The organism is Pseudomonas sp. GW823-FHT06B06 (assembly GCF_058795195.1).
Window position 1 is genome coordinate 176,935 of sequence record NZ_JBXAHO010000003.1, and the last position, 25,434, is coordinate 202,368.

Annotated in this window: 17 protein-coding genes, 2 tRNA genes and 1 pseudogene; 15 read left to right on the forward strand and 5 right to left on the reverse strand. The window is 58.9% G+C overall.

Annotated features, from left to right (window positions below; all coding sequences use genetic code 11):
• Positions 1-34: 34 nt before the first annotated feature.
• Both AC1Q8Q_RS03820 and AC1Q8Q_RS03825 read right to left on the reverse strand, forming a co-directional pair.
• Entirely contained in the window at positions 35-883 is an 849-nt protein-coding gene (locus AC1Q8Q_RS03820; protein ID WP_020799100.1) for a TauD/TfdA dioxygenase family protein, read from the reverse strand.
• 10 nt (positions 884-893) lie between these two features.
• Positions 894-1,874, reverse strand: a complete 981-nt coding sequence (locus AC1Q8Q_RS03825; protein WP_020799101.1) for a quinone oxidoreductase family protein — start codon at positions 1,872-1,874, stop codon at positions 894-896.
• A 29-nt stretch (positions 1,875-1,903) separates the two neighbouring features.
• Between AC1Q8Q_RS03825 and AC1Q8Q_RS03830 the strand changes: the two genes are divergently transcribed.
• Both AC1Q8Q_RS03830 and AC1Q8Q_RS03835 read left to right on the forward strand, forming a co-directional pair.
• On the forward strand, positions 1,904-3,031 hold the full coding sequence (locus tag AC1Q8Q_RS03830; protein ID WP_231989915.1) for an AraC family transcriptional regulator: 1,128 nt from the start codon (positions 1,904-1,906) through the stop codon (positions 3,029-3,031).
• Positions 3,032-3,986: 955 nt separating this feature from the next.
• Positions 3,987-4,791 (forward strand): annotated as a pseudogene (locus AC1Q8Q_RS03835) (tyrosine-type recombinase/integrase); the annotation flags it as partial.
• Between the two features lie 60 nt (positions 4,792-4,851).
• Here the strand turns inward: AC1Q8Q_RS03835 and AC1Q8Q_RS03840 are convergent.
• Positions 4,852-4,938, reverse strand: a tRNA-Leu gene (locus tag AC1Q8Q_RS03840).
• A 414-nt stretch (positions 4,939-5,352) separates the two neighbouring features.
• On the opposite strand from AC1Q8Q_RS03840, the gene AC1Q8Q_RS03845 reads away from it, so the two are divergent.
• A complete protein-coding gene (locus AC1Q8Q_RS03845; RefSeq protein WP_492614841.1) occupies positions 5,353-9,492 on the forward strand; it encodes a CheR family methyltransferase in 4,140 nt (1,379 codons plus the stop codon).
• Between the two features lie 454 nt (positions 9,493-9,946).
• On the forward strand, positions 9,947-12,547 hold the full coding sequence (gene acnB, locus AC1Q8Q_RS03850; RefSeq protein WP_492614842.1) for a bifunctional aconitate hydratase 2/2-methylisocitrate dehydratase: 2,601 nt from the start codon (positions 9,947-9,949) through the stop codon (positions 12,545-12,547).
• 191 nt (positions 12,548-12,738) lie between these two features.
• Here acnB and AC1Q8Q_RS03855 read toward each other — a convergent pair.
• Positions 12,739-12,812, reverse strand: a tRNA-Cys gene (locus AC1Q8Q_RS03855).
• A gap of 680 nt (positions 12,813-13,492) precedes the next feature.
• On the opposite strand from AC1Q8Q_RS03855, the gene AC1Q8Q_RS03860 reads away from it, so the two are divergent.
• The 10 genes from AC1Q8Q_RS03860 to AC1Q8Q_RS03905 all read left to right on the forward strand — a co-directional run bounded on the left by AC1Q8Q_RS03860 (position 13,493) and on the right by AC1Q8Q_RS03905 (position 22,043).
• Positions 13,493-14,386: a LysR family transcriptional regulator gene (locus AC1Q8Q_RS03860; protein WP_092234976.1), complete on the forward strand. Its 894-nt coding sequence runs from the start codon at positions 13,493-13,495 to the stop codon at positions 14,384-14,386.
• Between the two features lie 488 nt (positions 14,387-14,874).
• Positions 14,875-15,087 carry an AlpA family transcriptional regulator gene (locus tag AC1Q8Q_RS03865; RefSeq protein ID WP_046482923.1) on the forward strand — a complete coding sequence of 71 codons (213 nt, stop codon included), beginning with the start codon at positions 14,875-14,877 and terminating at the stop codon, positions 15,085-15,087.
• Between the two features lie 36 nt (positions 15,088-15,123).
• Positions 15,124-15,987, forward strand: a complete 864-nt coding sequence (locus tag AC1Q8Q_RS03870; protein ID WP_092234975.1) for a ParA family protein — start codon at positions 15,124-15,126, stop codon at positions 15,985-15,987.
• Positions 15,971-16,231 carry a hypothetical protein gene (locus tag AC1Q8Q_RS03875; protein ID WP_092234972.1) on the forward strand — a complete coding sequence of 87 codons (261 nt, stop codon included), beginning with the start codon at positions 15,971-15,973 and terminating at the stop codon, positions 16,229-16,231. The genes AC1Q8Q_RS03870 and AC1Q8Q_RS03875 overlap by 17 nt, the downstream gene beginning before the upstream one ends.
• Positions 16,224-17,930 carry a ParB family protein gene (locus tag AC1Q8Q_RS03880; protein ID WP_492614843.1) on the forward strand — a complete coding sequence of 569 codons (1,707 nt, stop codon included), beginning with the start codon at positions 16,224-16,226 and terminating at the stop codon, positions 17,928-17,930. The genes AC1Q8Q_RS03875 and AC1Q8Q_RS03880 overlap by 8 nt, the downstream gene beginning before the upstream one ends.
• 11 nt (positions 17,931-17,941) lie before the next feature.
• Positions 17,942-18,502 (forward strand): DUF2857 domain-containing protein, encoded by a 561-nt coding sequence (locus AC1Q8Q_RS03885; RefSeq protein WP_092237371.1) that lies wholly within the window; start codon positions 17,942-17,944, stop codon positions 18,500-18,502.
• Positions 18,502-19,692 carry an STY4528 family pathogenicity island replication protein gene (locus AC1Q8Q_RS03890; protein WP_103404717.1) on the forward strand — a complete coding sequence of 397 codons (1,191 nt, stop codon included), beginning with the start codon at positions 18,502-18,504 and terminating at the stop codon, positions 19,690-19,692. The genes AC1Q8Q_RS03885 and AC1Q8Q_RS03890 overlap by 1 nt, the downstream gene beginning before the upstream one ends.
• A 619-nt stretch (positions 19,693-20,311) precedes the next feature.
• The gene (locus AC1Q8Q_RS03895) at positions 20,312-21,139 is read left to right on the forward strand and encodes a PFL_4669 family integrating conjugative element protein (protein WP_092234963.1); all 828 of its coding nucleotides are present in this window, start codon (positions 20,312-20,314) and stop codon (positions 21,137-21,139) included.
• Complete coding sequence (locus tag AC1Q8Q_RS03900) at positions 21,136-21,651, forward strand: DUF3158 family protein (RefSeq protein ID WP_092234960.1); 516 nt, start codon at positions 21,136-21,138, stop codon at positions 21,649-21,651. The genes AC1Q8Q_RS03895 and AC1Q8Q_RS03900 overlap by 4 nt, the downstream gene beginning before the upstream one ends.
• Entirely contained in the window at positions 21,648-22,043 is a 396-nt protein-coding gene (locus AC1Q8Q_RS03905; RefSeq protein WP_092234957.1) for a single-stranded DNA-binding protein, read from the forward strand. Before AC1Q8Q_RS03900 ends, AC1Q8Q_RS03905 begins: the two co-directional genes overlap by 4 nt.
• 201 nt (positions 22,044-22,244) lie before the next feature.
• Here the strand turns inward: AC1Q8Q_RS03905 and AC1Q8Q_RS03910 are convergent, their stop codons facing one another.
• Positions 22,245-22,442: a DUF7740 domain-containing protein gene (locus AC1Q8Q_RS03910; protein WP_235861014.1), complete on the reverse strand. Its 198-nt coding sequence runs from the start codon at positions 22,440-22,442 to the stop codon at positions 22,245-22,247.
• Between the two features lie 463 nt (positions 22,443-22,905).
• Here AC1Q8Q_RS03910 and AC1Q8Q_RS03915 point away from each other — a divergent pair, with 463 nt between their 5' ends.
• On the forward strand, positions 22,906-23,949 hold the full coding sequence (locus AC1Q8Q_RS03915) for an ATP-binding protein (protein ID WP_310650596.1): 1,044 nt from the start codon (positions 22,906-22,908) through the stop codon (positions 23,947-23,949).
• The last annotated feature ends 1,485 nt before the right edge of the window (positions 23,950-25,434 follow it).

Genomic DNA, 25,434 nt, shown 5'->3' on the forward strand with positions numbered 1-25,434 from the left:
TGGATCGGATTGGAAAAAAGCTGTGTCTGCCCGTTCAGTAAGGCCGGTCACCGATGATCGTGGCGCGGTCCATCTGGCGATGGCACGGCGGGTAATCCATCACGGCGTAATGCTGGGTGCAGCGGTTGTCCCAGATGGCCATGCTGTTTTTCTTCCAGCGCCAGCGCACTTGATATTCAGGGATGTACGCCTGGCTGATCAGGTATTGCAGCAGGTCACCACCCGCCTGGTTGCAGTCCTGTCCGTAACGCACACGTTCCTTGGTGTGGTAATTCACGAAGTGCGTCGCAAAGGCATTGACGAACAGCACCTTTTCGCCGGTTTCAGGGTGAATGCGCACGACTGGATGCTCTGCATCCGGAAACTGGGCCTTCAGCGCATGGCGTTTTTCACGCGGCATCGCCGCGCCGAAACTCGACTGGATGCTATGACTGGCAATCAGGTCGCCGATCTGCGCCTTGACCTGATCCGGCAAGTTGTCATAGGCCAACACCATATTTGCCCACATCGTGTCACCGCCGACTGGCGGGCACTCCACGCAACGCAGTACGGCCCCCATGGGCGGTGCCTGGCGCCAGGTCGCATCGGTATGCCAAGTGTTCTCGTAGCGATCGAGCGGGACGTCCGGGCGCTTGTAGATTTGCACCAGGCCGGGCGCCTCGGGGTCGGTCGGCGCTACCGGGTGGTCCTCCAGATCGCCAAAGCGGCGTGCAAAGCTCGCATGCTCAGCCCGGGTAATGTCCTGATCACGCAAAAACAGCACCCGATGCTTGATCAACGCTTCGCGGATAAGCCCGAACACTTCATCGTCGTGGATGGCGTCGGCGACATTGACATCGATCAGCTCGGCACCGATGGAACAGGTCAGTTGTTCAACTCGCATGGCGACCTCCTCAGATCACAAAAATCGAGGAGCCTGTGGTTTTGCGCGCTTCCAGATCGCGATGGGCCTGCACCGCGTCCTGTAGCGCGTAACGCTGGTTGATCGGGATGTTGATGCGACCGGCTGCAACATGACCGAAGATTTCCGCAGCGAGTGCGGCCTTTTCCACCGGGTCGACGATGTAATCAGCCAGCGCCGGGCGGGTCAGGAAAGGTGAACCCTTGGTGGCAAGGATTTGCGGATCAAAGCCTGAGACCGGGCCGGAGGCGAAGCCCAGGCAAACGACCAGACCGCGCCGCTTGACCGAATTCAAAGAGGCGTCGAAGGTGTCTTTCCCCACGCTGTCGATCACCACGTTGACGCCAACGCCATCGGTCAATTCACGGACCCGCGCGGCCACGTCTTCGTGGCTGTAGTTGATCGTATGGTCACAACCATGGGCCCGCGCAATCTCGGCCTTGGCTTCGCTCGATACGGTGCCGATAACCGTCACACCGAGTAGCTTGGCCCACTGCGACACAATCAGTCCAACACCGCCAGCCGCCGCATGCATGAGGATAGTGTCGCCCGCTTTGAAGTCATGGATGCGTCGCATCAGATAGGACGACGTCAGCCCGCGCATGGTCATCCCCGCCGCTGTTTCGCACGAAATGGAGTCGGGCAGCTTGATCAAGGGCGCCGCGGGTATCAGGCGCTCGGTGCTATAGGCGCCCAATGTGTTAAGGAAGCCGGTGTAGGTGACACGATCGCCGACCGCAACATTACTCACCCCTTCGCCAACGGCCTGGACTACGCCTGCGCCTTCCACGCCCATGCCGGCGGGAAGCGGCATCGGGTACAACCCGGAACGGAAATAGGTGTCGGCAAAATTCAGGCCCACCGCTTCATGACGCAATCGAACTTGCCCTGGACCCGGATCGCCAACCTCCATTTCTTCCCAGCGCAAAACATCCGGACCACCTGTTTCATTCATACGAATAACGTGTGCCAAATTGATTCTCCTCGAATACGAAATGCCGAATGTTTGCGCTCAATATCAGTGTGCTTAGCGCCACTCGTAGAAAAAGTATCCGCGAATGGCCTTTGTTGGACTTGACATTTCGGGGTATTTTTTTTACATCTCGAGGCAAAAATGGAGTTCCAATGCCGAGTTTGCTTAGAAGTTCAAGCCTGACGAATTTTATCGACGTTGCGATCTCCGTCGGACTCGACCCCTATCGACAGTTGCGCAAGGCAGGCATCACCGATGCCGCGTTGATGGACCCAAGCATCATGATCCCGGCGAAATCGGTCATGCACTTGCTGGAAGACTCTGCGTATGCGGCGAAGGTCGAAGACTTTGGCCTGCGCATGGGCCAAACCCGCCAGCTGGAAAACCTCGGTCCCCTGGCCATTGCCCTGCGCGAGGAGCAGACGCTGCGCAAAGCCTGGCAATCGTTGACACGTCGTCTCGGGCTCACCAACGAATCAATGGACTTGAGCATTGAAGAAGCCAACGGCGTGGCGATTTTCAGGCAGGAACTCACGGACAATATGGGGGGATCGGTAAGACAAGCCACCGAACTCGTCACGTGCGTGATTTTCCGAACGTTGAAACAACTGCTTGGCCCCACCTGGAAACCTCGCAGTGTCTGTTTCACGCACCAGGCGCCAGTCAATCTGGCGATGCACCGGCATGTGTTTGGACCATCGGTTCGGTTCAATCATGAATTCGACGGCATCGTATTGGCCACCACCGATTTGGATGCAGCGATCCAGTCGTATGACCCATTGATTGCGCGCCATGCCCGGGAATTCCTCGACGCCAAACTGGCCCAGTCCGACGTGACGATGCCTGACAAGGTGCGCAAACTGGTCTTCGCGCTATTGCCAACGGGCGAGTGCGTAGCCGAAAAACTGGCCCAGCAGCTTGGCGTGGACCGCAAGACCCTGTATCGCCACCTCGCCCATCACAATCAAACCTACTCATCCATTGTCGATGACGTTCGGGTCGACCTGGTAAACCGCTATGTCGTGAACCGCGAGCGACCGCTTTCAGAAGTCGCCATTCTTCTGGGCTTTTCTTCCCTGAGTGCCTTTTCCAGATGGTTCTCGGGTCGCTTTGGTTGCAGTGTGACGACATGGCGTCGGGAGAAGCAAAAAGCGTAGCCAACAAAAAAGGGCCTACCGCGAAAACGGTAGGCCCTTGATATTCATGGTGCCCGAAGCCGGAATCGAATAACACCTATTTTGACCAATGTTTACTGCACGATAAGGTAATGACACCCATCCTATATACCTACATGTGCACTTAAAACCACAGCCTGACTCACCCTCACCTACCCATTGAGGGTGGATCAACATCTCGCAGTTTGGTGTCAGCTTTTCTTGCCCGATGGAGCGTTACCCCTGGCGCCGCCTGAGGGATTAGCCGTTGTGCTTGGCCAATTACCACCGTGCCCTGGATGACTCGAAGGGCCGCGCGAGGAACCGCTGGCTCCCTTGCTCGCCCTACCAGAATTGCTTGAGCTTTTACTACCTCCACTTTTGGACATGATGATCTCCTCGATTATGGGAACTGCCCATCAAGAGTAGGCGATCACGGGCGCGCACCAACGCCCCACTTGTCCGGACCACTCCACTTCAACGAATCACGCCAGCCGGCGAGAAGGGAAGAAGATAGAGGCATGGCGGCAGCTTAAACCTGGATCAGAAGGCTAGCCTGCTGCGAATCAATAGTTGGGATCTGCCCCGAGCCCTGTGAATGTAAAAGCCAAGCCCGAGTCAGCTTCACGTCGAAGCGCCAGCCGTGGGTTTCCATCCATACAACCGCTGTATGGGTAACTCGATAGTGTCCGCATTCTGGACATGCTCTTTCCTGGTAATCATCACCAACATCGACCTCCGAAGCAGGCTCAAAGCAAATTAGGCATTCCATATCTACCTCCATTGGCTGAGCCTTTAAATATAGACGATTCCCACCCCTCCACCGCCCGGGCATGACCCGGCATAGGACGCCCCATGCCCACAGAAAACAAACCGGCCGAGCCGTTCCAGCGCGAAGAACGCTATATCGTCATCAAGCGCAGCGACATTGAGCGACTCTCTCCAGGAGATCGCCGGGTACGTCGCCGAAAAATACCTGGTCGACGTCGCGCCAACCAAGAAACCAGCAACGCAAAAGGACAACGTCAGGGAAATGAAAAACCTGATGGCATTCTTCGACGACCCACCGGCCCCGCTCGAAACGATCCAGCCGCTGCATGTCCGCCAATACCTGACCTGGTGCAAGGCCGCGCCGGTACGTGCCAACAGGGAGAAGGCCCTGCTCAGCGCAATCTGGAACTTCGCCCGGGATATCGGCTGTACCGCGCTCGCCAACCCTTGCGTATGAATCAAGGGCTATAAGGAGACGGGACGGGGCATCTACATCGAGGACGCACTGTTCAAGCGCGTGTACGAGAAAGCGGATGCCGGCCTACGGCATGCGATGGACTTCAGCTATTTGACTGGCCAGCGGGTTACCGACACTCGATTTGGATGAGCGAGACGTTCGCGAAGGTCAGATATGGGTGCTGCAGGGCAAGACAAACGCAAAGCGCCGAATTGAAATCACTGGCGAGCTGAGGGTTTTGATTGATCGAATCATGTCCCGGAAGTCAGAACACAAGGTCCGCTCGACGCGGCTGATCGTTTCTGAGGATGGCACACCAATGTCGGTGGCGATGCTACAGGGGAGATTTGACTTGGCCAGGGAAGCGGCCGGGGTCGAAAAGTCCGAGTTCCAAATGCGCGACTTGCGCGCCAAAGCCAGTACGGACAAAGCCGAATCAAGCGGCGATATTTTGCAGGCTAGGGATCAACTTGTGCATACGACCGTCGTAATGACGAGTCTCGCCAACCAAGTGAATTGCGGACCAATCCAATAATTGCGGACCAGAAACGAACAAGGGCTTGCTTAGCTTCCGCTCGCAAACCCTTGAAATATATGGTGCCCGAAGCCGGAATCGAACCGGCACGCCCTTACGAGCGGGGGATTTTAAGTCCCATGCGTCTACCAGTTTCGCCATTCGGGCGGTAGCGCGGTGAAGCAGAGGGGGGAATATATACATCCCGACCGAGTGAAGCAAGTTTGCAACGGTGTTTTTCGAACACTGCCCGCAGTCGGCTGCGAAAAAAAAAGCGCCTTAAATCATGCATCTACAGTGATTTTCTACAGCATCTCGCAGAATCGATAGCGCACTTGCACCCAAGGCATCACGAAAACGACATTATCTCCCAATGTTTCAAAAGCCAGCGCAATCCCACCTTTTCAGTGCGCCTGCTCGCTGCCATGCCAGACAACCCCGAAACCTGATCTATGCTGGTGCCAGCAGCGCCGCTGTTTGGCTTAGCAATGCGGCGCTACCCACATTATCCTTACCCCTTTCATGAACCCGTTTGAATTGGCGTGGGCAGGCTGCTGCGGTCGCCATTTAAGGCCTTAATGTATGACGTCTTCCACGAAGCACGCACCCGATGCCCCCCAGCGCAGAGAGTTGACCCCCAGTACCCTGGACTTTCCTGTGGTAGGCATCGGCGCTTCCGCCGGCGGGCTTCAGGCCGTGAAGTCATTTTTTCAACACATGCCCGATGACAGCGGCATGGCCTTCGTGGTGATTCTTCATTTGTCACCGGATCACCACAGCATCGTCGACCGGATCATTCAGGATGTCACTGCGATGCCGGTGCTGCAGGTGACCGAAACGACTGATATCAAGAAGAACACCGTCTACGTCATCCCGCCTGCGCACCACCTGGCAATGAGCGATGGACACCTGTCGGTGACTTCGACCGATCGGTACCCTGGCTTGAGCATCGCCATCGACCTGTTCTTCAGGGACCTGGCGGATGTGCACAAGGAACGCGCCTTTTGCCTGGTGCTTTCGGGCACTGGTTCTGATGGCGCGGTGGGGTTGTCGCGAATCAAGGAGCAAGGCGGCGTCACGTTGGTGCAGGCACCCGAAGATGCCGAGTTCGACGGCATGCCGCGCGCGGCCATCGACACCCGGATGGTCGACCTGGTGCTGCCGGTGGTGCAAATGCCGGAAAAGCTGCTGGAGTTGTGGCGCAACTCGCAAGCCATTCGCCTGCCGAACGCCAACGATCCTGACGCCAGTATCGGCCCGGCTCCCGGCGAGCGCGACGCCGCCGTCGCGGAACAACGGCTGCAGGACATACTGCTACAACTGCGGGCAGGCACTGGCCATGACTTCAAGCACTACAAGCGCGCGACGGTGTTGCGCCGCATCGAGCGGCGCCTGCAAGTGACCGCGCAACCGGATCTGGCCGCCTATTACCAGTACCTGCAGGCTCATCCGCAAGAAACCAGGGAACTGCTGTGCGACATGCTGATCGGCGTGACCAATTTCTTTCGCGACCGCGAAGCCTTCCAGGCGCTGGAGCGCGATGTCGTACCGAGCCTGCTCAAATCGTTGGGGCCACAGCGTGACGAGATACGCGTCTGGTCGGCAGGCTGCTCGACGGGCGAAGAAGCCTACAGCCTGGCGATGATGTTGACCGAACAGCTGGCGCAGCATGACAGCCCCGCCAAGCTGCAAGTCTTCGCCACGGATATCGATGACCGGGCCATCGCCTTCGGTCGCAACGGCGTCTATCCCGAAGCGATCGCAACCGACGTCCCGCCGTCATACATGCGCCAGTACTTCAGCCGCGAACAACAGCACTTTCGCGTGCGCAAGGAAGTCCGCGAGAAAGTGCTGTTCGCCAAGCACAGCCTGTTGCTGGACCCGCCGTTTTCGCAAATCGACCTGATCGTCTGCAGGAACCTGCTGATTTACCTCGACCGCGACGTACAACGCGACATCATGCAAATGTTCCATTTCGCCTTGCGCCCGGGCGGCTACCTGTTCCTGGGGACCTCCGAGTCCGCTGACGCTTGCCTGGACCTGTTCACCCCCGTGGACAAACGCAACCGCATCTTCCGCGCCAAGAGTGGCCTGACCCATACCCGACGGGCACCGGCCATGCCTCGCGGTGGCTACGTGCGCACGACCATCGCCAGCAGCCCCGTCGTCGCTCAATCCGCACGCAAGACGTCCTATGCCGATATCCATTTGCGCGCCCTGGAAAAGGCCGCGCCGCCGAGCATCATCGTCGATGCCAATGCCAATATCCTGCACATCACCGAAGGTGCTGGGCGCTTCCTGCGTTATGTGGCGGGCGAGTTGTCGCGCAACTTGCTGACGCTGGCCCATCCGGACCTGCGACTGGAGATCCGCACCACGCTGTTTCAGGTGCAGCAGGCCGGCACGCCAGCGACCTCGCGCAAAGTGCGAATCGAGCGTGAGCGGCGCAGCTATCTGGTCGACCTGACCGCTCACCCCTACAAGGACGACGAGACCGAAAACGAATACGTCCTGGTGATCTTTGAGGAGCGCGAAGTCGAGCCTCAGGACTCGCTCGCCAGCGTCTCTGGCCAGACCGAAAACCGGATGTTGAGCAATCTCGAACAAGAGCTGCAACGTACCAAGCTGCATTTGCAGGAGACCATCGAGCAATCGGAGGTCTCCAGCGAAGAGCTCAAGGCGTCCAACGAAGAGATGCAGGCCATCAACGAGGAGTTGCGTTCAGCTACCGAAGAGCTGGAGACCAGCAAGGAAGAGCTGCAGTCGATCAACGAGGAACTGCTGACGGTCAACTACGAGCTCAAAACCAAGGTTGAAGAAACCGACAAGATCAACGACTACCTTTCCAACCTGATTACCTCCACCGACATCGCCACGGTGTTCGTCGATCGCAACATGCGCATCCGCTGGTTCACCCCCAGGGCCACGGACATCTTCAGCATGCTGCCGGTCGACACCGGGCGCTCGTTGATGGACATCACCCACCGCCTCGATTACCCGCAGATGGCCGAGGACGCGGCGACCGTCTTCGAATCGCTGAACATGATCGAGCGCGAGGTCAGCAGCAACGACCAACGCTGGTACATCGCCCGATTGCTGCCCTATCGTTCCAGCGAGGATCATATCGACGGCACGGTGCTGACCTTCATCGACATCAGCAAGCGGCGCGCCGCCGAAGACGAGCTGCGCCTGGGTGAGGAACGCATGCGTCTGGTGGCGCAAAGCACCCACGACTTCGCGATCATCATTCTCGACGAGCATGGTGTGATTACCGACTGGAACACCGGCGCGCAGCTGATTTTCGGTTACGCCAAGGACGAAGTGCTCGGCGCCTGCTATGACCTGATCTTCACTCCCGAGGACCGCGCCGAGGGCGTGCCTGAAGCCGAACTTGCGGCGGCACGCAAACATGGGCGCGGCGAAGACGAGCGCTGGCACTTGCGCAAGGACGGCAGCCGCTTCTATTGCAGTGGCGAAGTCGCCTTGCTCAAGGGGGAAAGCCTGCAGGGCTACGTGAAGATTGCCCGCGACCTCACCGGTCACAAGCGCATGCACGACCAACAAAGCCAGCAACTGGCCGACACCCAGACCAGCAGTCACCTCAAGGACGAGTTCTTTGCGGTGATGTCCCACGAACTCAAGCACCCGCTCAATCTCATCCAGCTCAATGCCGAACTGCTGCGGCGCCTGCCGATGACCAAATCCGCCGGGCCGGCGATGAAAGCCGTGAACACCATCTGCGATGCGGTCGCCAGCCAGGCGCGGATCATCGACGACCTGCTGGACGTCGCCCGGGTACGCACCGGCAAGCTCAAGCTGAAAAAACAGGCAGTGGACCTGGGACGAATTCTCCAGGATATCTACACCGTGGTGATCAATGACCAGCATCCGTGCGAGGTCACGCTGCAGCTGCCCCAGCCTCCCAAGCCGCCCCTGGTGGTCGATGCCGACAGCACACGCCTGGAGCAGATCATCTGGAACCTGCTCAACAATGCACTGAAGTTCACGCCCAGGGATGGCCGCATCGAGCTGATCGCCCATCGTGTCGAGAACATGGCGCAACTGGACGTCATCGACAGCGGCGTGGGGCTCGAGCAGGACAATCTGTACAAGGTGTTCGATCTCTTCAGCCAGGCGGACAACCAGCATGCCAGCCATCAGCGCGAAGGCCTGGGCATTGGCCTGTCTTTGGTGCGGCAACTGGTGGAAGCCCACGGCGGTTCGGTGAATGTACATTCCGCAGGCCTGGGACGGGGATGCAGGTTTACCGTCCTGTTGCCACTGTGCCAGGCGCCACAGCACGCCAACGAGCAACCGCATGGGCCGGGTGAGTCGGGGCGACTGATCGGCCAGAAAGTGCTGCTGGTGGAAGACTCCAAGGACGTCATGGAAGTCCTGCAGACGTTGCTGGAAATGGAGGATGCTCACGTCGATGCCTTCAGCGATCCGCACAAGGCCCTGAAAGCGGCCAGGGACAGCAGCTACGACGTGATCATCTCGGACATCGGCATGCCGCTCATGAATGGCCACGAACTGATGCATGCCATTCGCCAGATCGCCCATCTCAAGCACACACCGGCCATTGCCTTGACGGGCTATGCCACCAGCAGCGACGAGAAAAAAGCCAGGCAATCGGGTTTCAATTACCACGTGAGCAAGCCAGTGTCCCACGATGACTTCCTCGACATCATTGGCGAGGCCTGTCATTCACGGCGCTTTTGAAACGCCCAAAAAAGCAATCGGCCCGGTACGTCAAAGGCACCCGGGCTAAGGCGATGAACCTGAGAGCACCGAAGGTATCCGGTGCCCAGCGTCATCGTTGACGACCATCGCGCGCAAGCTTCGCGCCTACAAGGCCGGCTATCAAGCGGCCTCGCAATCCTCAATACCTTCTCGAGCGGAGCCCGTCAGGCGCTCCGCGGTCTTCTGACGAACAAAAATCAACCATGTGTCGACAATATAGTTGCATTAAGCGAATTATCCTTTTAGATTTCGCATCTAAATAGCAATGTGTCGACAATCAATGATTTTATAGTTTTGCAGGAGCAGGTTCTTTTCGGTGCAGCCACGGGTGGTCACCCTCGGTGAAAACCGAATCCCTGCTTTTGCTTTTTTCCCGGGAATGGACTGTCCCACTACCCCACCTCGCGTGCCATTACCCCCGCAGGAGATTGCCGTGCTCCAAGCCTATGACCGTCACGTACAAGAGCGCGCCGAGGAAGGCTTGCCGCCCCTCGCGCTGAACGCCGAACAAACCGCAGGCCTGGTCGAGCTGCTGAAAAATCCCCCGGTGGGTAAAGAGGCAGTCCTCGTCGACCTGATCACCCATCGCGTGCCGCCAGGCGTGGATGAAGCGGCCTATGTCAAGGCAGGCTTCCTGTCCGCCATCGCCAAGGCCGAAGCCAGATCCCCCCTGATCGACAAGCAGCGCGCTGTAGAACTGCTGGGCACCATGCAAGGTGGCTACAACATCGCCACCTTGGTCGAACTGCTGGACGATGCAGAATTGGCCGCCGTTGCCGCCGGACAACTGAAGCACACCCTGCTGATGTTCGACGCCTTCCATGACGTCGCTGCAAAAGCCAAGGCTGGCAACCCGCATGCCCAAGCCGTAGTGCAATCCTGGGCTGACGGCGAGTGGTTCACCGCCCGCCCGGCCATCGAAGAAAAGTACAGCTTGAGTGTGTTCAAGGTGCCAGGCGAAACCAACACCGACGACCTGTCCCCTGCCCCGGACGCCTGGTCGCGCCCGGACATCCCGTTGCACGCCCGGGCCATGCTGAAAATGGCCCGTGACGGCATCGTGCCGCAAGAGCCTGGCGCCATTGGCCCGCTCAAGCAGATCGACGCCGTCAAGGCCCAGGGTTTCCCGGTGGCCTACGTCGGTGACGTGGTGGGTACCGGCTCCTCGCGAAAATCGGCGACCAACTCCGTGCTGTGGTTCTTCGGCGACGACATCCCGTACGTACCGAACAAACGCGCCGGTGGTTTCTGCTTCGGTAACAAGATTGCCCCGATCTTCTACAACACCATGGAAGACGCCGGCGCACTGCCGATCGAGTTCGATGTTTCGAAACTGCACATGGGCGACGTGATCGACGTCTACCCGCACGCCGGCAAAGTCTGCAAGCACGGCACCCAAGACGTTATCACCACCTTCGAATTGAAGACCCCGGTGCTGTTGGACGAAGTACGCGCTGGCGGCCGTATCCCTCTGATCATCGGACGTGGCCTGACCGAGAAAGCCCGCGCCGAGCTGGGCCTGCCTCCTTCGGACCTGTTTAAAACGCCAGAAGCACCGGTTCAAAGCACCAAGGGTTTCACCTTGGCGCAGAAAATGGTCGGCAAGGCGTGTGGCGTGACCGGCATCCGCCCGGGCACCTACTGCGAACCGAAAATGACCACCGTCGGCTCCCAGGACACCACAGGCCCCATGACCCGTGACGAGCTCAAAGACCTGGCGTGCCTGGGCTTCTCGGCTGAGCTGGTGATGCAGTCGTTCTGCCACACCGCGGCGTACCCCAAGCCTGTGGATGTGAAAACCCATCACACCCTGCCGGACTTCATGCGCACCCGCGGCGGCGTTTCGTTGAAAGTTGGCGACGGCATCATCCACAGCTGGCTCAACCGCATGCTGCTACCGGATACCGTCGGCACCGGTGGCGACTCCCACACCCGTTTTCCGATCGGCATCTCGTTCCCGGCCGGTTCCGGGCTGGTCGCCTTCGCCGCCGCCACCGGCGTCATGCCGCTGGACATGCCGGAGTCGGTGCTGGTGCGCTTCAATGGTAAGCTGCAACCAGGTATCACCCTGCGTGACCTGGTGCATGCCATCCCCTATTACGCCATCCAGCAAGGTCTGCTGACTGTCGAGAAGAAAGGCAAGATCAACGCCTTCTCCGGACGCATCCTGGAAATCGAAGGCCTGGACGAACTGACCGTCGAACAAGCCTTCGAACTGTCCGATGCCTCGGCTGAACGCTCCGCCGCAGGCTGCACCATCAAGCTGCCTGAAAAGGCCATTGCCGAGTACCTGCGCTCGAACATCACCTTGCTGCGCTGGATGATCAGCACAGGCTACGGCGATGCACGCACCCTGGAGCGTCGTGCACAAGCAATGGAAGCCTGGCTGGCCAACCCTGAGCTGCTGGAAGCGGACGAGGACGCCGAATATGCCGAGATCATCGAGATCGACCTGGCCGACATCAAGGAGCCGGTACTCTGCGCACCGAACGACCCGGACGACGCTCGCCTGCTGTCGACCGTTCAGGGCCAGGTCATTGACGAAGTGTTCATCGGCTCCTGCATGACCAACATCGGCCACTTCCGCGCTGCCGGCAAGCTGCTGGAAAAGGTCAAGGGCAGCCTCCCTACCCGACTATGGCTGGCCCCGCCAACCAAGATGGACGCTCACCAACTGACCGAGGAAGGCTACTACGGCATTTACGACAAGGCCGGTGCGCGCATGGAAATGCCAGGCTGCTCGCTGTGCATGGGCAACCAGGCGCGAGTGCAGACCGGCTCGACCGTGGTCTCGACGTCGACCCGCAACTTTCCGAACCGACTGGGCGACGCCACGAACGTCTACCTGGCCTCGGCCGAGCTGGCCGCCGTGGCCTCGATCCTGGGCAGGCTGCCAACCTTCGAAGAGTACATGGAGTACGCGAACAACATCGACAGCATGGCGGCCGACGTTTACCGCTACCTCAGCTTCGATCAAATCGCCGAGTACCGTGAAGCGGCAGTGAACAGTCATATCCCGGTCGTCCAAGCGTAGCGCGTAATAGGCTTGGTCTTCAAAGCGCCGACAACCCTGTCGGCGCTTTGCTGATGAGCGCACCTTTTGGGACACTCATTTGTGGCCGCTTTGATGGGTTGCGGAACTCATGCCAAAAATTGCGGAAACTTTCACTTTCCCGAGGGCAATAAAAAACCCCGTAGATCATTGATCTACGGGGCTATTTATAGTGGAGGCCGAGGTCGGAATCGAACCGGCGTAGGCGGATTTGCAATCCGCTGCATAACCATTTTGCTACTCGGCCTCAAAACATCTGCTGTCAGTAGCGCGACATCAAATGCGTAAAACTTGGAGCGGGAAACGGGACTAGAACCTAGCCTCTAACCTTCTGATTTAAAAAGGTTTTCCTTGCTTCCTACCTCAGGAATGGACGCTATTCTGGACTTGTTCTGGCCCATTGGCAAGTCCTATACCAAGTTTTTTTCCATTGATGGCCACAGACGGCCAACAACAACCATGACTCACCCTTCACACGCCCCTGAGGCGAGTTGTTCGTGGAGGGGCAATAAGACCTCGTTGCCCCAACGAGACGGTCGCTCGGCAGTGCATGTGAGGGTGTCATGACAGGCCGCCCCTCATCCTCAGACCAGCCCAAGCCCAAGCCCAAGCCCAAGCCCCGCTCGTAACGCAACGTCTCGGCGATTGCCAGCAGTGATCTGCGCTCGGCAAAGCACCAACGCGCACGGCTGGCCCGCCCCACCGATCAAGCACCTATCGCAACTGAAGGGGCACGCAGCGACGCCGGTAGGATCAACACTTAAGGAAGCAGACACACAATTACGATTTGTGCGTGTCCACTTCGGCCACGTCAAAACTTGTGGATTGCATCACACAACGGTTCACCGAAACCACTACCAGTGCGCGAATAACAGTGCACCGCCCGCTGTCAAAGAGCATGTCAACAAGCAAAAAGGAAGATACACCATGAGGATACGTCACCTGCGCTATTTCCTTATCGTCGCTGAAGAACAAAGCTTTGCTCGTGCGGCGGCCAGAGTTCACATCGAACCTTCCCCGTTGTCGAGAGCCATAAGAGATCTTGAATCCTATCTCGGTGTCCGACTGCTCCATCGCACCAAGGGGCGTATACAGCTGACTTGGCCTGGGGAGATTTTCCGTGAAGAGGCTCGCCGCGTACTTGCCTACATGGATAACGCCCTGACACGAGTGCAATCGGCGTCTCAGGGCTATCGCGGCCGGGTACGCATCGGCATCGCCGACAGCCTGGCTCAGCCTCGGCTGACACAGCTGCTGGCTCGATGCCGAGAAGAGGAGCCTGCCACCGAGATTCGGATCGTTGAAATGACCGTCAACGAGATGCACAAAGCGCTCTTACACGACGAGATAGATGCGGGTTTCACTGTCGACAGCACAGTAGCCACCAATGGCCTCACAAAGTTTAGGGTTTGGGCCGAACGCCCTGCCATTGCTATTCCCACTCACCATCCGCTGCTTTCCCTGGATAAAGTTCCTCTTGGGGAAGCACTCCGGTACCCCCTGATTCTTTGCCATCCTGAACATTGCGCCGGCGGACGCAATGTCATTAATCATTGGTTTGAGGACGACTCGCTGCCCTCTCCCACCATTGCTGAACATGTTTCTGGTCATGAGCCCATGATGATGCTGGTGGCCGCTGGCTATGGCATTGGTATCGGGTTGGAATCGCAGCTTTCCATTTACAACCACCCTGACGTCATTGTTCGGCCGGTTATCGACGATATCCCCGACACCGCAACATTCATCGTTGTACCTGACAGGCCAATTTCAGCAGAACTGGAGCGCTTCATTAAAAGAGCGCAACAAATCGGGGAAGCATGACCGATGCGTGAGCAAGAATGATCACCCCATCCTCAGTTTTGGACTCTCACATTAAGTTCCATACATTTTTGTCTGGAGCACGACCCAAATATCCCCTTCATCGTCGCGAGATAAAGGGGATAGCCTTTGAATTCAGTGGGTGTGCACCGGCTCATGCACAAGCGCGCTAGCTTGTAGCGCTTGTCAATCGCAACCTACCGTTACTGACGGACATTTTTTGTCGCCCGCATGACAGAAAATGCCGCGCTCACTCGCGCAAAGATTAAACAGCGAGCGTCCGCCAGACGGACTATTTATCAAGACGCCGAACCTTTTAACAGTATCCGTTCCACGGATAGAGTTGGCCGCAATGCTTTGCCTCGCAGCCGGATGACGGAACATCAATACGGTGGTCAGTACCGTCCTATTGTTTGATGTGCTTCAGGGGTGGCAGCGATTCAATACGGGTCAACCCGAGAAGTGCCACTGAGCATTAAGGAGTGACCGCTATGTCTGAACAGAACCCTGCTCCAGCCCCGGAGCGACGCATCCTTCGCCGCCCGGAAGTTGAGGCCAAGACAGGCTTCAAGCGCGCCTATCTTTACAGCCTCATGAAGGCGGGCCAATTCCCCAAAGCCATAAAACTTGGCGTCCGCGCCGTTGGTTGGGACTCCGCAGAGATCGACCAGTGGATCACTGACCGTCTTAAAGAACGCGTCTGACTGAGCTCCCCATTCCTTGCCGAAGAGGAGCAAGCCATGCAGGTGATTTCTGTTATCTCGACCAAAGGCGGCGTAGGAAAAACCACGGTCGCCGCCAACCTCGGCGGTTTCATTGCTGATGCCGGCCTGAGGGTCCTGCTGCTCGACCTGGATATGCAGCCCACATTGTCCTCGTACTACGAGCTTACCCGTCGCGCGCCGTGCGGGATCTATGAGCTGCTGGCATGCAACGAACGCGACATTGCGCGACTGGTATCGCGCACCGTCATAGACCGTCTGGACGTCATTCTGTCCAATGACGAGCATCGGCAGTTGAACACCCTCTTGCTGCATGCACCGGACGGGCGGCTTCGACTGCGGCACCTGCTACCGGTGTTTCAGCCGCACTACGACCTGGTGCTACTCGATACGCAAGGCGCTCGCAGTGTGCTGCTGGAGATGGCCGTGCTTGCCTCCGAGCAGGCGGTCTCGCCCGTCACGCCCGAAATTCTCGCCGCGCGTGAAATGCGCCGAGGCACTCTGCAGCTCATCGAAGACATCGCCCCCTATCGGCATCTGGGCATTAACCCGCCACACCTTCATCTCCTGCTCAACCGCGTACCTGCTGTATCAGCCAATGCAAAATTGATCCAGCAGACACTGCGTTTGATCTTCAGAGATCAGGAAGGGGTTCACGTCCTGCATACCGAGATCCCCGCGATCGAGGCATTTCCCCGAGCGGCAACGCGTGGTTTACCGGTCCATCGGGTTGAGCACCGACGGCCCACTGGCCGAGTCGCGGCAGCCGCACTGGACATTGTGCGCGGGTTGGCCAGTGAACTGTGCCCGCAATGGCAGGAGCAGTTCGCCCTGGTCAGCGGGAAGTTTGAGGGGAGACACTCTCATGTCAAACGCCCATGAACTGGCCCGTGGCCACAAGCGACTACTTCCGCTGATTGAACATGCCCTGAGCGAGGGTTGGAATGTCTCCCGGACACCTGGGGGGCACCTCAAATTCGTCAAGCCGGGCTTACCGCCGATTTATACCAGCGCGACAGCCAGCGATCACCGGGCAGAACGCAATGCACGCGCCATGCTGCGTCGCGCACAACGCCACGCCACGGTGGTCGAGCACCCCGATCAAGAGGGAGCCGACTATGGCTAATGTCTCCCCGCAAGAGATGGCCAACAAGCTGATGAGCGACGGTTTTAGTCGCTCCGGCCCTGTTGCAGAAACCTTGACAGACCCGATCACCGATACCGCGATGGTGGTGACGCTGGACCAGTTGCGCCCCTATGAACTGGACCCGCGGCTGACGCGCAATCCGCTGTACGAGGAGATCAAAGCGTCCATCCGCCAGCGTGGGCTGGATGCCCCGCCGCCGATCACCCGTCGCCCCGGTGCCGATCACTACATCATTCGTAACGGCGGCAACACGCGCCTGGCGATACTGCGCGATCTGTGGAGTGAGAGCAAAGACGAACGATTCTTCCGTATCGGCTGCCTGTTCCGCCCATGGCCGGAGCGCGGTGAGATCGTCGCCCTGACGGGACATCTCGCAGAAAACGAACTTCACGGTGGCCTGTCGTTTATCGAACGTGCCCTGGGTGTTGAAAAAGTCCGTGAGCTCTATGAACAGGAGGATGGTAAATCGCTGTCGCAGTCAGAGCTTGCCCGACGCCTCAAGGCTGACGGCTACCCCGTGCCTCAGCCCCACATCAGCCGCATGCAGGAGGCCATCCAGTTCCTGCTGCCAGCGATACCGAACGTGCTCTATGCCGGCCTGGGACGCCCCCAAGTCGAGCAACTGACCAGCCTGCGTAGAGCCGGTTCCCGGATCTGGGATGCGCGCGTCACCAAGAACAATCTAAGCATTGATTTTGCAACGCTGTTCCAGGATGTCCTGATGGTATTTGACTCCCCAGGGAGCTTTACGGCGCAACGGGTGCAAGATGAACTGATCGGCCAGATGTCCGAGTTGCTCGGGGTGGACTATGACACGCTGGTGTTCGAAATCACCGATTCCGAAAAGCGCTGGCAGTTGCTTACTAGTGAACCGAACACACCGCCAGGTACGGAGACCACAGGGTCGGTCTCCACGACCAAGCCAACATCTCCATCCGTAGTCGCACCGCCCACGTCATCATCCACACCGCGGGTAACAGAGGCACCCAGGATACCGGCAAGCGATACCCTTTCGATTCAAGAGGGGCCTGCGACACATCCTCTGGCCGACGTGAATGACGATCAATATGCTAAGGCCGATCACTCGGCCTTACTTCAGGAGCATATCGTCTCACCTGCCGAGACCACCGAGCGCCTACAGTCGATCCAACGATTGGTGACCGAGCATGTCGGCGAGACGCCACCTGATTTCGAAACCAGCGTGCTGCAGGCCATCCCTGTTCAGGCAGGCGGTCTCTACCCCATCTCGGATGTCTGGTACATCGATCCCGGCCTCGATACGCCGGATCGGCTGCGCGTCCACATCGCTCAGTTCGCGCGTGAGATCGCCAACGAAGCGGGTCTGGAAGAGGCCATTGTCGCCTGCGACGAGGGCATCGGCTTCACATGCGCGGGAATATCTACCGATGCGAACACGCACTCAAATCTCCGTGGTGCATTACTGCTGCTGCATAGCCTGAGCGTTCCCTACCAGCCGGACCGGACTCCGCCTTTACGGATGCCCGGGGATTTGGGCGCTCTTCTGCTGGGGCTGGAACACAGCCCTTCATCACAACCTACCGCTAGATTGAGCGATACGAGCCTGGTGAAGCTTTTCCGCTTGGTGCGACTCGCCCGGCGACTGCTGGACATCGAGGAGGACATCACTGATGGCGATGCCGCCCTGAACGGATCATGAGGGCGCCGACCATGCCCGAACCGCATCCGCTCAATCAGGCCGTCATCGCGCAAGCGCTCCACGATTTGCGCAATGGCCAGTTGCGCCGGGCCAAGTCCATGGGATTTGACGATGCTGCTCTGGATGCACTCAAGCATCCGGCCATGGCCAGCCTCCTGGCCAACGCCACCGTCTCATGGTGTTCCGTGAGCGTGAATTCGGAAGTGCTGCGACGCCTTCTGAGCCAGGTAGACAATCTCTCACGGGAAATCGAGGAGATCGATCGGTTCCTGCGACTGGGTGCGAGCACAGAACTCATCAGCAGATTTTATGGCCTGAACCATCAGGAAATCGCCCTCAGGCGCGACGTCATCGGGCTACCGAAACGCAAGGGCCGGCATCCGGTTCTGACAGAAGAGCAGGACTCCGATCTCTGGCATCGCTGGTCTGAAACCGTAAAAGAGCGTGGCACTGCGCTGACCGACGACATGGCCATGCTTGCCATTACAGCTGATCTTGCGGAGTCTACGGGCCTGCCCATCTCTGTCATTTGGAGCGCTATCCGAGGGTGGATTGATGAAGGGCTGATCTGATGGGCAGTCCACGTCATTCACGCGGTCCCGTATCGCTGGGGGAGTTGTTCGATCAGGCGCTGCAGCACATGCCGCCTCCCCCGACCATGGCAGCGGCACCACCAGCTCCGTCTGATGGATTCATCTTCAGTGGTAATCGTCATGACAGCGTGCCACGTGCGTTGTTGCTGGACAATCGACTGACCCCGCTTGAACGAAACGCCTGGCAAGTCTTCCGTCTGCTGCTCAATGATGACGGGGTCACGGCCTTTCCCACTTATGAACAGCTCGCTCCCTGGCTGGCCTCAATGCCGTGTACGACGCGCGCATCCCATGAAACTGTTGCCCGCGCGCTGACCCTGCTAAGGCTGACGCGCTGGATCAGCCTGGTGCGTCGCAGGCGTGACCCGAAGACCGGACGGATATTGGGTAACCTCTATGTGTTGCACGATGAACCCCTGACGCCCTATGAAGCCATCCAGCTCGACGCCGATTATCTGAGGCTGGTCAGCCGGTCCTTGGCCCACGCTAGCAAGTCCATCCAGCGCGTCGGTGTGCATGTGCTGAAAGAAATGGCTGAAGATCCGTTGCTCAGCGGCCAGATGCTTCCCACCCGGTTACAGGTACTGTCGCAGCGCCTGGCCGCGCAGGGTTGGGTTCAGACGGCGACTTATCCACAGCCTGGGGATGCCCACAATTCCGAAGAAGGGCCAGAAAGCCTTCTTCGGAATCAGCCGCGCCCGACTTCGGAATCCGAAGCAGGCGAAAAGCCCAGTAAATCCGGCTCACTTCGGAATCCGAAGACCGATAGTACTGTACGTAAAGAAAAAGAAATAAAAGAAGTACGTACTGTACCGCGCGCGCACGAGTTGGGAGTGCTTCGGCTCCCCGAGCGCTTCCTGTCACTCAAAGCAGAGCAGCAATCAGGCGCACTCGCCGCCCTACAGGCCGTGGATACGCAGTTGCATCAGGCTGTCCTCGACGAATGGGATGCCCGCTGCCAAGCCAGCACGGTACACAATCCCGCCGGGTACTTGTTCGGCATCATCCAGAAAGCCATGCGTAGCGAGTTCCGCGCCTGGGCTGGACAGAAGGCAGCCAGCGTCACGACAGCACCAGAGTCGCAGCCCCAGAAATCACCGCCACCTGCGGACCCCGCCGTGGCACAGGAGCATATCGCCCGTCTGCGGGCACTGATGCGCCTGCCCTGAACACAGCCGTCGCAAACTTTCTAGATGACGAGCATGCCATGACTCGATCTGTCCAAACGCTGCGGCGGCCTGCGCGTGCGTCCACCGAGTGCCAGGGTCGCCTATACCACGGGTATAGCTGAACACGCTGCCTTCCCTGCAATGCATCACTTCCAGCTCCGGGTCATCAGCATGGAGGAGTCCACCAAAGTCCATAGTCGCCTATACCACTGGTATAGTTGAACACACTGCCTTCCCTGCAACGCATCACCTCCAGCCTGGGGGCATTCGCAGGAAGAGTCCACCGAAAGCCACTGTCGCCTATACCACTGGTATAGCTGAACAGACTGCCTTCCCTGCAATGCATCACCACCAGCCCCAGGATCATTCGCCTGAAGAGTCCACCGAAGGCCATGGTCGCCTATACCACTGGTATAGTTGAACACGCAGCCTTCCAGAAACTGCGAAGGGCAATGGTCACGATATACATCTCGCAGCCGGTCAGCCCCGGCGAAGCGCAAGACTTCACGGCAGCCGTGTGAACGCCTAAACAGGCATTCATGCGGTGCGGTTTGATGACTGACACCCTTCCGGTCAATGCCGATGCTGGCGACTCGTTTCCTTACCGAGAGTCGTCACGATGGCCACCGAACCCAAATCTTCCCTGCAGTTGAACCTTGGTTCACTGCGCAGCGCGATGTCGCTGACGCTGCACACCCATCATGCATCCCGCATCTGGCACGGACGCGCGCCCTCCGAGGGCAAACCCGGCATTGTCGGGCTCAACGGCTTTGTCGCCATCATGACCAAGCTCAAACGCGGCGCCGAGCAGGATGATCCCTACTCCGACTGGTGGATGCTGCGCATTGAGGACAAGCTCAGCACCACCAAAGAACAGCTTCAGGCCTTACGCGAACAGGTTGATCAGGCGCTGGCCGATGTGCCGGCTGCACTCAGCCTGGGCGAGAACCTCAACGTCCAGCCGGTAAAGCTGCCGCTGTTCGTGGCCTCGCAGCTCGGCTTCATGGCGGTCTATCTGCTCGCCGACTACGACGATCTGGCCCGGCGTCTGATCCTGGCGCATCACACCGCCTTGATTGACCGCAGCACGCTGGAGCGCTGGCTCAGCGAAGGCGCGCATGCGTTGCGCAGCCTTTTCAGCCTGGCGCAGCAATACCGCTACTCCGGCACGAAGCGTGACGATTTTGCCGCGAACAACGCCGCGGCGCGCGCGGCCCTGGAGAAGTACGGCGAACTGCCGCAGGACGTGCTCGAAGGCACACGCCGTTCACGCTTTGCACCGCCGCTTCTCCATCGCCCTTCTCCGACATCCGCGCCAGGCCTGTCGACAGTTTCAGAGGTTGCGCCAGCCAACGACATTGACACCGTTGAACCAGCCATATCAAACGAGGAGGATCTGGACGGCGGTACACCTGCGTCTGTCGACAGTGAGGACGAACCAGCATGACCGCAGCCAACCGCTTCTTGGCACTAGAACAGGCGGACTTCCAGAGGCTGGAACAGGCTGCCTACCTAAAAGGCCTTTTAAAGCCTTTTAAAGGTAATGGGGAGCTTGCGACCTGGGCCAGCCAGTGCCAAGCGCTGCGGGACGATCTAATCGGACTGGCGCAGCGCAAGGTGCTGTCGCAGGCCCGCAGCCACCCCTTCAACCTGCTTGCCGTGCAACTGGCCCAGCAAACCACTGGCGCAGGCACGACCTTTCTGCGTTGGCGCAACCTCGATCGTTCGCGCATGGGTACTGCTTTGTGGGAGGAGCTGCTTGCCAGCCCCGGCACACCGGCATCGCTGATCGACGACCTCTTCGCCATCGAGGTGCAGCGCATCGTGCTGAACCTGCAGATCAGCCTTACCCACAGTATCGCCCGGCAAACCTCGGCATGCGCCAGCAAGTTGGCCCATGCCGAGGGGGCTTACCAACGGCGTGTCCACGCCACCAACCCCAAGGAGTCACACTCATGAGCACGCATTTCTACGGTGAGGGCAACATCGGTTCGGCGCCAGAATTCCGCGAGTTTCCGAACGGCAATAACGAGCCGCGTAGGCTATTGCGCCTGAATGTCTATTTCGACAACCCTATTCCGACAAAGGACGGTTTTGAAGATCGCGGAGGGTTCTGGGCCCCGGTCGAGATTTGGCATCGCGACGCCGAACGTTGGGCTGCGCTGTACCAGAAGGGCATGCGCGTCCTGGTGGAGGGGCGGGCCGTGAAGGACGATTGGGAGGATGCGGAGGAAAACGAGCGCGTGACCTTCAAGATTGAAGCGCGCCGCGCCGGGATCCTGCCGTATCGCCTTGAGGCGGTCGTGCTTGGGGCCAAACCCGCAGCAGCGGAGCCAGCCGAGAACGAGTGATCATTCCCGCCCTGCGTGCACCTTTCCCGCTGAGCGATTGCGCCAACCACCAGTCGCTCACCGGGCAACAGCCAGCGTCCATGGAGTTCCACTGAGATCCACAGTTCGCGGCACATGGAGAAGCTCCCGGAAAACCAACCTACGGCCTCCATTCGCGGCCCCATTGCTTCCGACTCTTGCAGACTCTCCTCGCTTGCTACATCAGTCGAGATTCTCTGCGATATGGAACACAAGCCTCAGCGGCTCCTTGCTGTCCACGATCTGGTACATCACATCCCGCTTGCTTCTCGGCAGCGTTTTGGCACAGCGCTTCGCCGTATCACGCACGGCGGCATTCGTACCGTGGATGGTCGCCGCCAACAGCAGCACTAGGTATGCATCGGTCAGCGTCTTCGCCATCACCTCACTCTCGTTGCAAATCGCCACTAACACTTGACCCATCACATAGTGTCTTTCTTCGGCTGATCAGGGGGGAGCTTAATGGCCATCACTCGCTGTACCGCCACTTTGCACCCACCCGCTTGGGTCTGGATCATGTCAAATTGCTCCACTGACGTCCACTGAGGTCGCAGCCCGCGGTACATGACGATGCTCCCGACGCGCCATCTCACGACACGTTTGAACCTCCTGAGAACTCCATCACACGCCACTTACGTCGGTCTGATCACGCCCACGCACGCTGAATACGGATGAGCAGTGGCTCGGTTAGGTTTTCGACAAACCCGGTAATCGCCGGCATCAATGATCGCGTGTCCATCCTCTTCCGGTGCACAGATCGAATGCCGGGCGCTTCATTGTGCATCGGCAATGAGATGGACGGCGTATTCATCAATATTTTGACCTAACGCTACAAGGAGGGTCCATGCGTCTGCCATTCGAGCTCGATCCGCAGATCATCCACCACATCATTTACAGCCAGGCGGGCTCCATCGGCAAAGCCCTCATCGAGTTGCTGATGAACTCGGTCGATGCCAGGGCCAGTGCCGTACATCTTTCGCTGTCCCGCACCGGCTTCACCTGCAGCGACGACGGCCAGGGCTTTGCCCGCCGCGAAGATGTCGTTCGGTACTTCGGTCGTTTCGGCACGCCACACGATGAAGGCGACGCCACCTACGGCCGTTTCCGGCTCGGACGCGGCCAAATCATGGCCCATGCCACAACAGTCTGGCGTTCTAACGCCTGGATGATGACCGTCGATACACGGGCGATGGGCTATCACTACGATCTTGACGACCTCCACGACGCGTCGCCGGGCTGCTCGATCTCTGGCGAATGGTACGAAGTCCTGAGTGATGCGGAGCTGATGTCGACCATCCAGGAGGTTCGGGACCTGGTGCGTTACACCCCCGTCAGTGTTGAGCTGAATGGCCGGTGCATCACACGCGATCCCCGCACCGAGCGCTGGGATGCTGAGGACGAATTCGCCTGGTATCGCGTGAAAGCGGACGGTGCTGTCTCCATCTACAACCAGGGCGTACTGGTACGTCACGATCCCGCTCACACGTGGGGCGCGGGCGGCCTCATCGCTTCCAAGAAGGCCATATGCCTGAACGTGTCCCGTACCGAAATCCTGCGCAAGACCTGCCCGGTGTGGAAATCAATTGCCAGGCAATTTGGCCAAATGGCTGACCAGATGGCGTCCCGTCATGGTGACCACCGTAAACCGAGGCTCGCCGTGAAAAATCCGCGCGGGCATTACTTTCGGGCGATGCCAACATCGTTCAAATCTATTCTCAGGAAGAGGTCGTCACGCTTCTGCCCGGCAAGCGGCACGTGTCGTTGGAGGACTTTCTGCGCAAATGCCGCTATAGCCACAACCAGCGGCAAGGCGGAAGGTTCGCGGTCGTCGATAACGCCTTCGATGTCCCGAAGGGTGAAGCCATCGCCCGCGAAGGTATCGCCGTGATCGTTCACCCCAGCACACTCGACCGCTTCGGTTGCTACAACGCACAGGATTTTGTCGAGTGTCTCGTTCGGGTCCATGCCAATCTTCACCACGACGTGGAGCAGAATGGCACACAGTACTGGTGGCTCAACGGCCTCTTCGTTCCGGACTTGCTGGCTTTCTCCACACTGCGCGACGCGTTCATTGAGCGGACCCATATCGTGACGGAAAAAGATGCGCTCGATCACGAGACACGCCGCGCCTGGACGGCGTTGCGTTGGTGCCTGCATCACTACGCCGCCCTGTGCACGGGTGGCCGCCCTGCATACGGGGGGCAGGTCCGTGACGGTAAATCGCTGCATATTCTGCTTGGGCAGTCCAATATTGCCGAGGCATGGACCGATGGCAGCAGCTACATCGCCGTCGACGTCACCCTTGTGAAGCGGCTCAAGTCCAGTCCGCTCAGGACTGCGGCCTACATTTTTTCCCTCATCGAGCACGAGGCTGCCCACGAGGGTGACAGCCTCGACTGCGGCCACGATGAAGCGTTTTATCAGCGCCTCCATGACCTCGCCCTGCAGCACAGCGAGCAACGCCAGCGCTACACGCACATGTGGCTGATGAAGTACACCATGAGTCTGGAGGGTGAAGGGAAGCGCGCGCGTGGCGAGCCCTGGCGTGAACGCTTTCTGATCGACCGTGCCGGCAGCGGTCGGGAGAAACGCGGCCTGCCGCCGACCATCGAAGATGTCAGCAACGACCCTGTCGTGGTCGGTGCGATTCCAGACGAAAACATGGACTTCATCGACTACCAGAACACGCTTCTTACTGTGGCTGACACCGGCTCCCCGGCACCCGACTGGTCGGAGGTCCTGACGCGTGCCGAGGCAGACCAGAAGCTCATTGAGGCGCAGAACCGGGTTGACACAGCACAAAGTGTCGCAGCGCAGCGCCAGCATGACGACGAAACCGCTTATTGGGCCGAGATCGATGCTTATGAGAAAGCCCAGACCGAGGCCGACGAAGCTGCACGGCAGCGATTTTCCACGCTGTTCCATGTACAGGTCGAAGAGGTCCATCCTGACGCTCTGTGCTACCTGATGCGTGAGGATCTGAGCGCTGACCAGCTTCATACCCTGTGGGCTGCAAAGCCCTGGGAGGCTTACGAGCTGGAGGGCTCTGCCTATTACGAATTTGAAGACGGTGACCTCGATGAAGCCGACGGGCACACCGGTCGTCACCGGGCTGCCGAAGACCTGCAGGTGCTGATTCGCCCCGGCGAGACTGCATTGACGCTTGAGCGCAATGCGGCCGCCGCCGGCTTCTTTTGGGTTGATGACTATCTGAAGTGGCGTGAAGAACCCGATGCCTGATCCGAGGGCGGCTGTAGCAGTCTATGGTCGCCTTCAATGCGCCAGATCCTGTCGGCCTGAAAAGCACCGGTCTCTATCAAACACCTCTATACCCAAGGTATAGCGCCATAGACGTCCACTGAACTCCCCGCGC

What these genes read in the sequence shown, in the direction of transcription:
- AC1Q8Q_RS03875 (WP_092234972.1), top strand. Translation starts at nt 15,971, where the DNA reads ATGTCAAACGCCCATGAACTGGCCCGTGGCCACAAGCGACTACTTCCG.
- AC1Q8Q_RS03870 (WP_092234975.1), top strand. Translation starts at nt 15,124, where the DNA reads ATGCAGGTGATTTCTGTTATCTCGACCAAAGGCGGCGTAGGAAAAACC.
- AC1Q8Q_RS03885 (WP_092237371.1), top strand. Translation starts at nt 17,942, where the DNA reads ATGCCCGAACCGCATCCGCTCAATCAGGCCGTCATCGCGCAAGCGCTC.
- AC1Q8Q_RS03860 (WP_092234976.1), top strand. Translation starts at nt 13,493, where the DNA reads ATGAGGATACGTCACCTGCGCTATTTCCTTATCGTCGCTGAAGAACAA.
- AC1Q8Q_RS03900 (WP_092234960.1), top strand. Translation starts at nt 21,136, where the DNA reads ATGACCGCAGCCAACCGCTTCTTGGCACTAGAACAGGCGGACTTCCAG.
- AC1Q8Q_RS03910 (WP_235861014.1), bottom strand. Translation starts at nt 22,442, where the DNA reads ATGGCGAAGACGCTGACCGATGCATACCTAGTGCTGCTGTTGGCGGCG.
- AC1Q8Q_RS03865 (WP_046482923.1), top strand. Translation starts at nt 14,875, where the DNA reads ATGTCTGAACAGAACCCTGCTCCAGCCCCGGAGCGACGCATCCTTCGC.
- AC1Q8Q_RS03845 (WP_492614841.1), top strand. Translation starts at nt 5,353, where the DNA reads ATGACGTCTTCCACGAAGCACGCACCCGATGCCCCCCAGCGCAGAGAG.
- AC1Q8Q_RS03895 (WP_092234963.1), top strand. Translation starts at nt 20,312, where the DNA reads ATGGCCACCGAACCCAAATCTTCCCTGCAGTTGAACCTTGGTTCACTG.
- AC1Q8Q_RS03820 (WP_020799100.1), bottom strand. Translation starts at nt 883, where the DNA reads ATGCGAGTTGAACAACTGACCTGTTCCATCGGTGCCGAGCTGATCGAT.
- AC1Q8Q_RS03915 (WP_310650596.1), top strand. Translation starts at nt 22,906, where the DNA reads ATGCGTCTGCCATTCGAGCTCGATCCGCAGATCATCCACCACATCATT.
- AC1Q8Q_RS03905 (WP_092234957.1), top strand. Translation starts at nt 21,648, where the DNA reads ATGAGCACGCATTTCTACGGTGAGGGCAACATCGGTTCGGCGCCAGAA.
- AC1Q8Q_RS03890 (WP_103404717.1), top strand. Translation starts at nt 18,502, where the DNA reads ATGGGCAGTCCACGTCATTCACGCGGTCCCGTATCGCTGGGGGAGTTG.
- AC1Q8Q_RS03830 (WP_231989915.1), top strand. Translation starts at nt 1,904, where the DNA reads ATGTTTGCGCTCAATATCAGTGTGCTTAGCGCCACTCGTAGAAAAAGT.
- AC1Q8Q_RS03880 (WP_492614843.1), top strand. Translation starts at nt 16,224, where the DNA reads ATGGCTAATGTCTCCCCGCAAGAGATGGCCAACAAGCTGATGAGCGAC.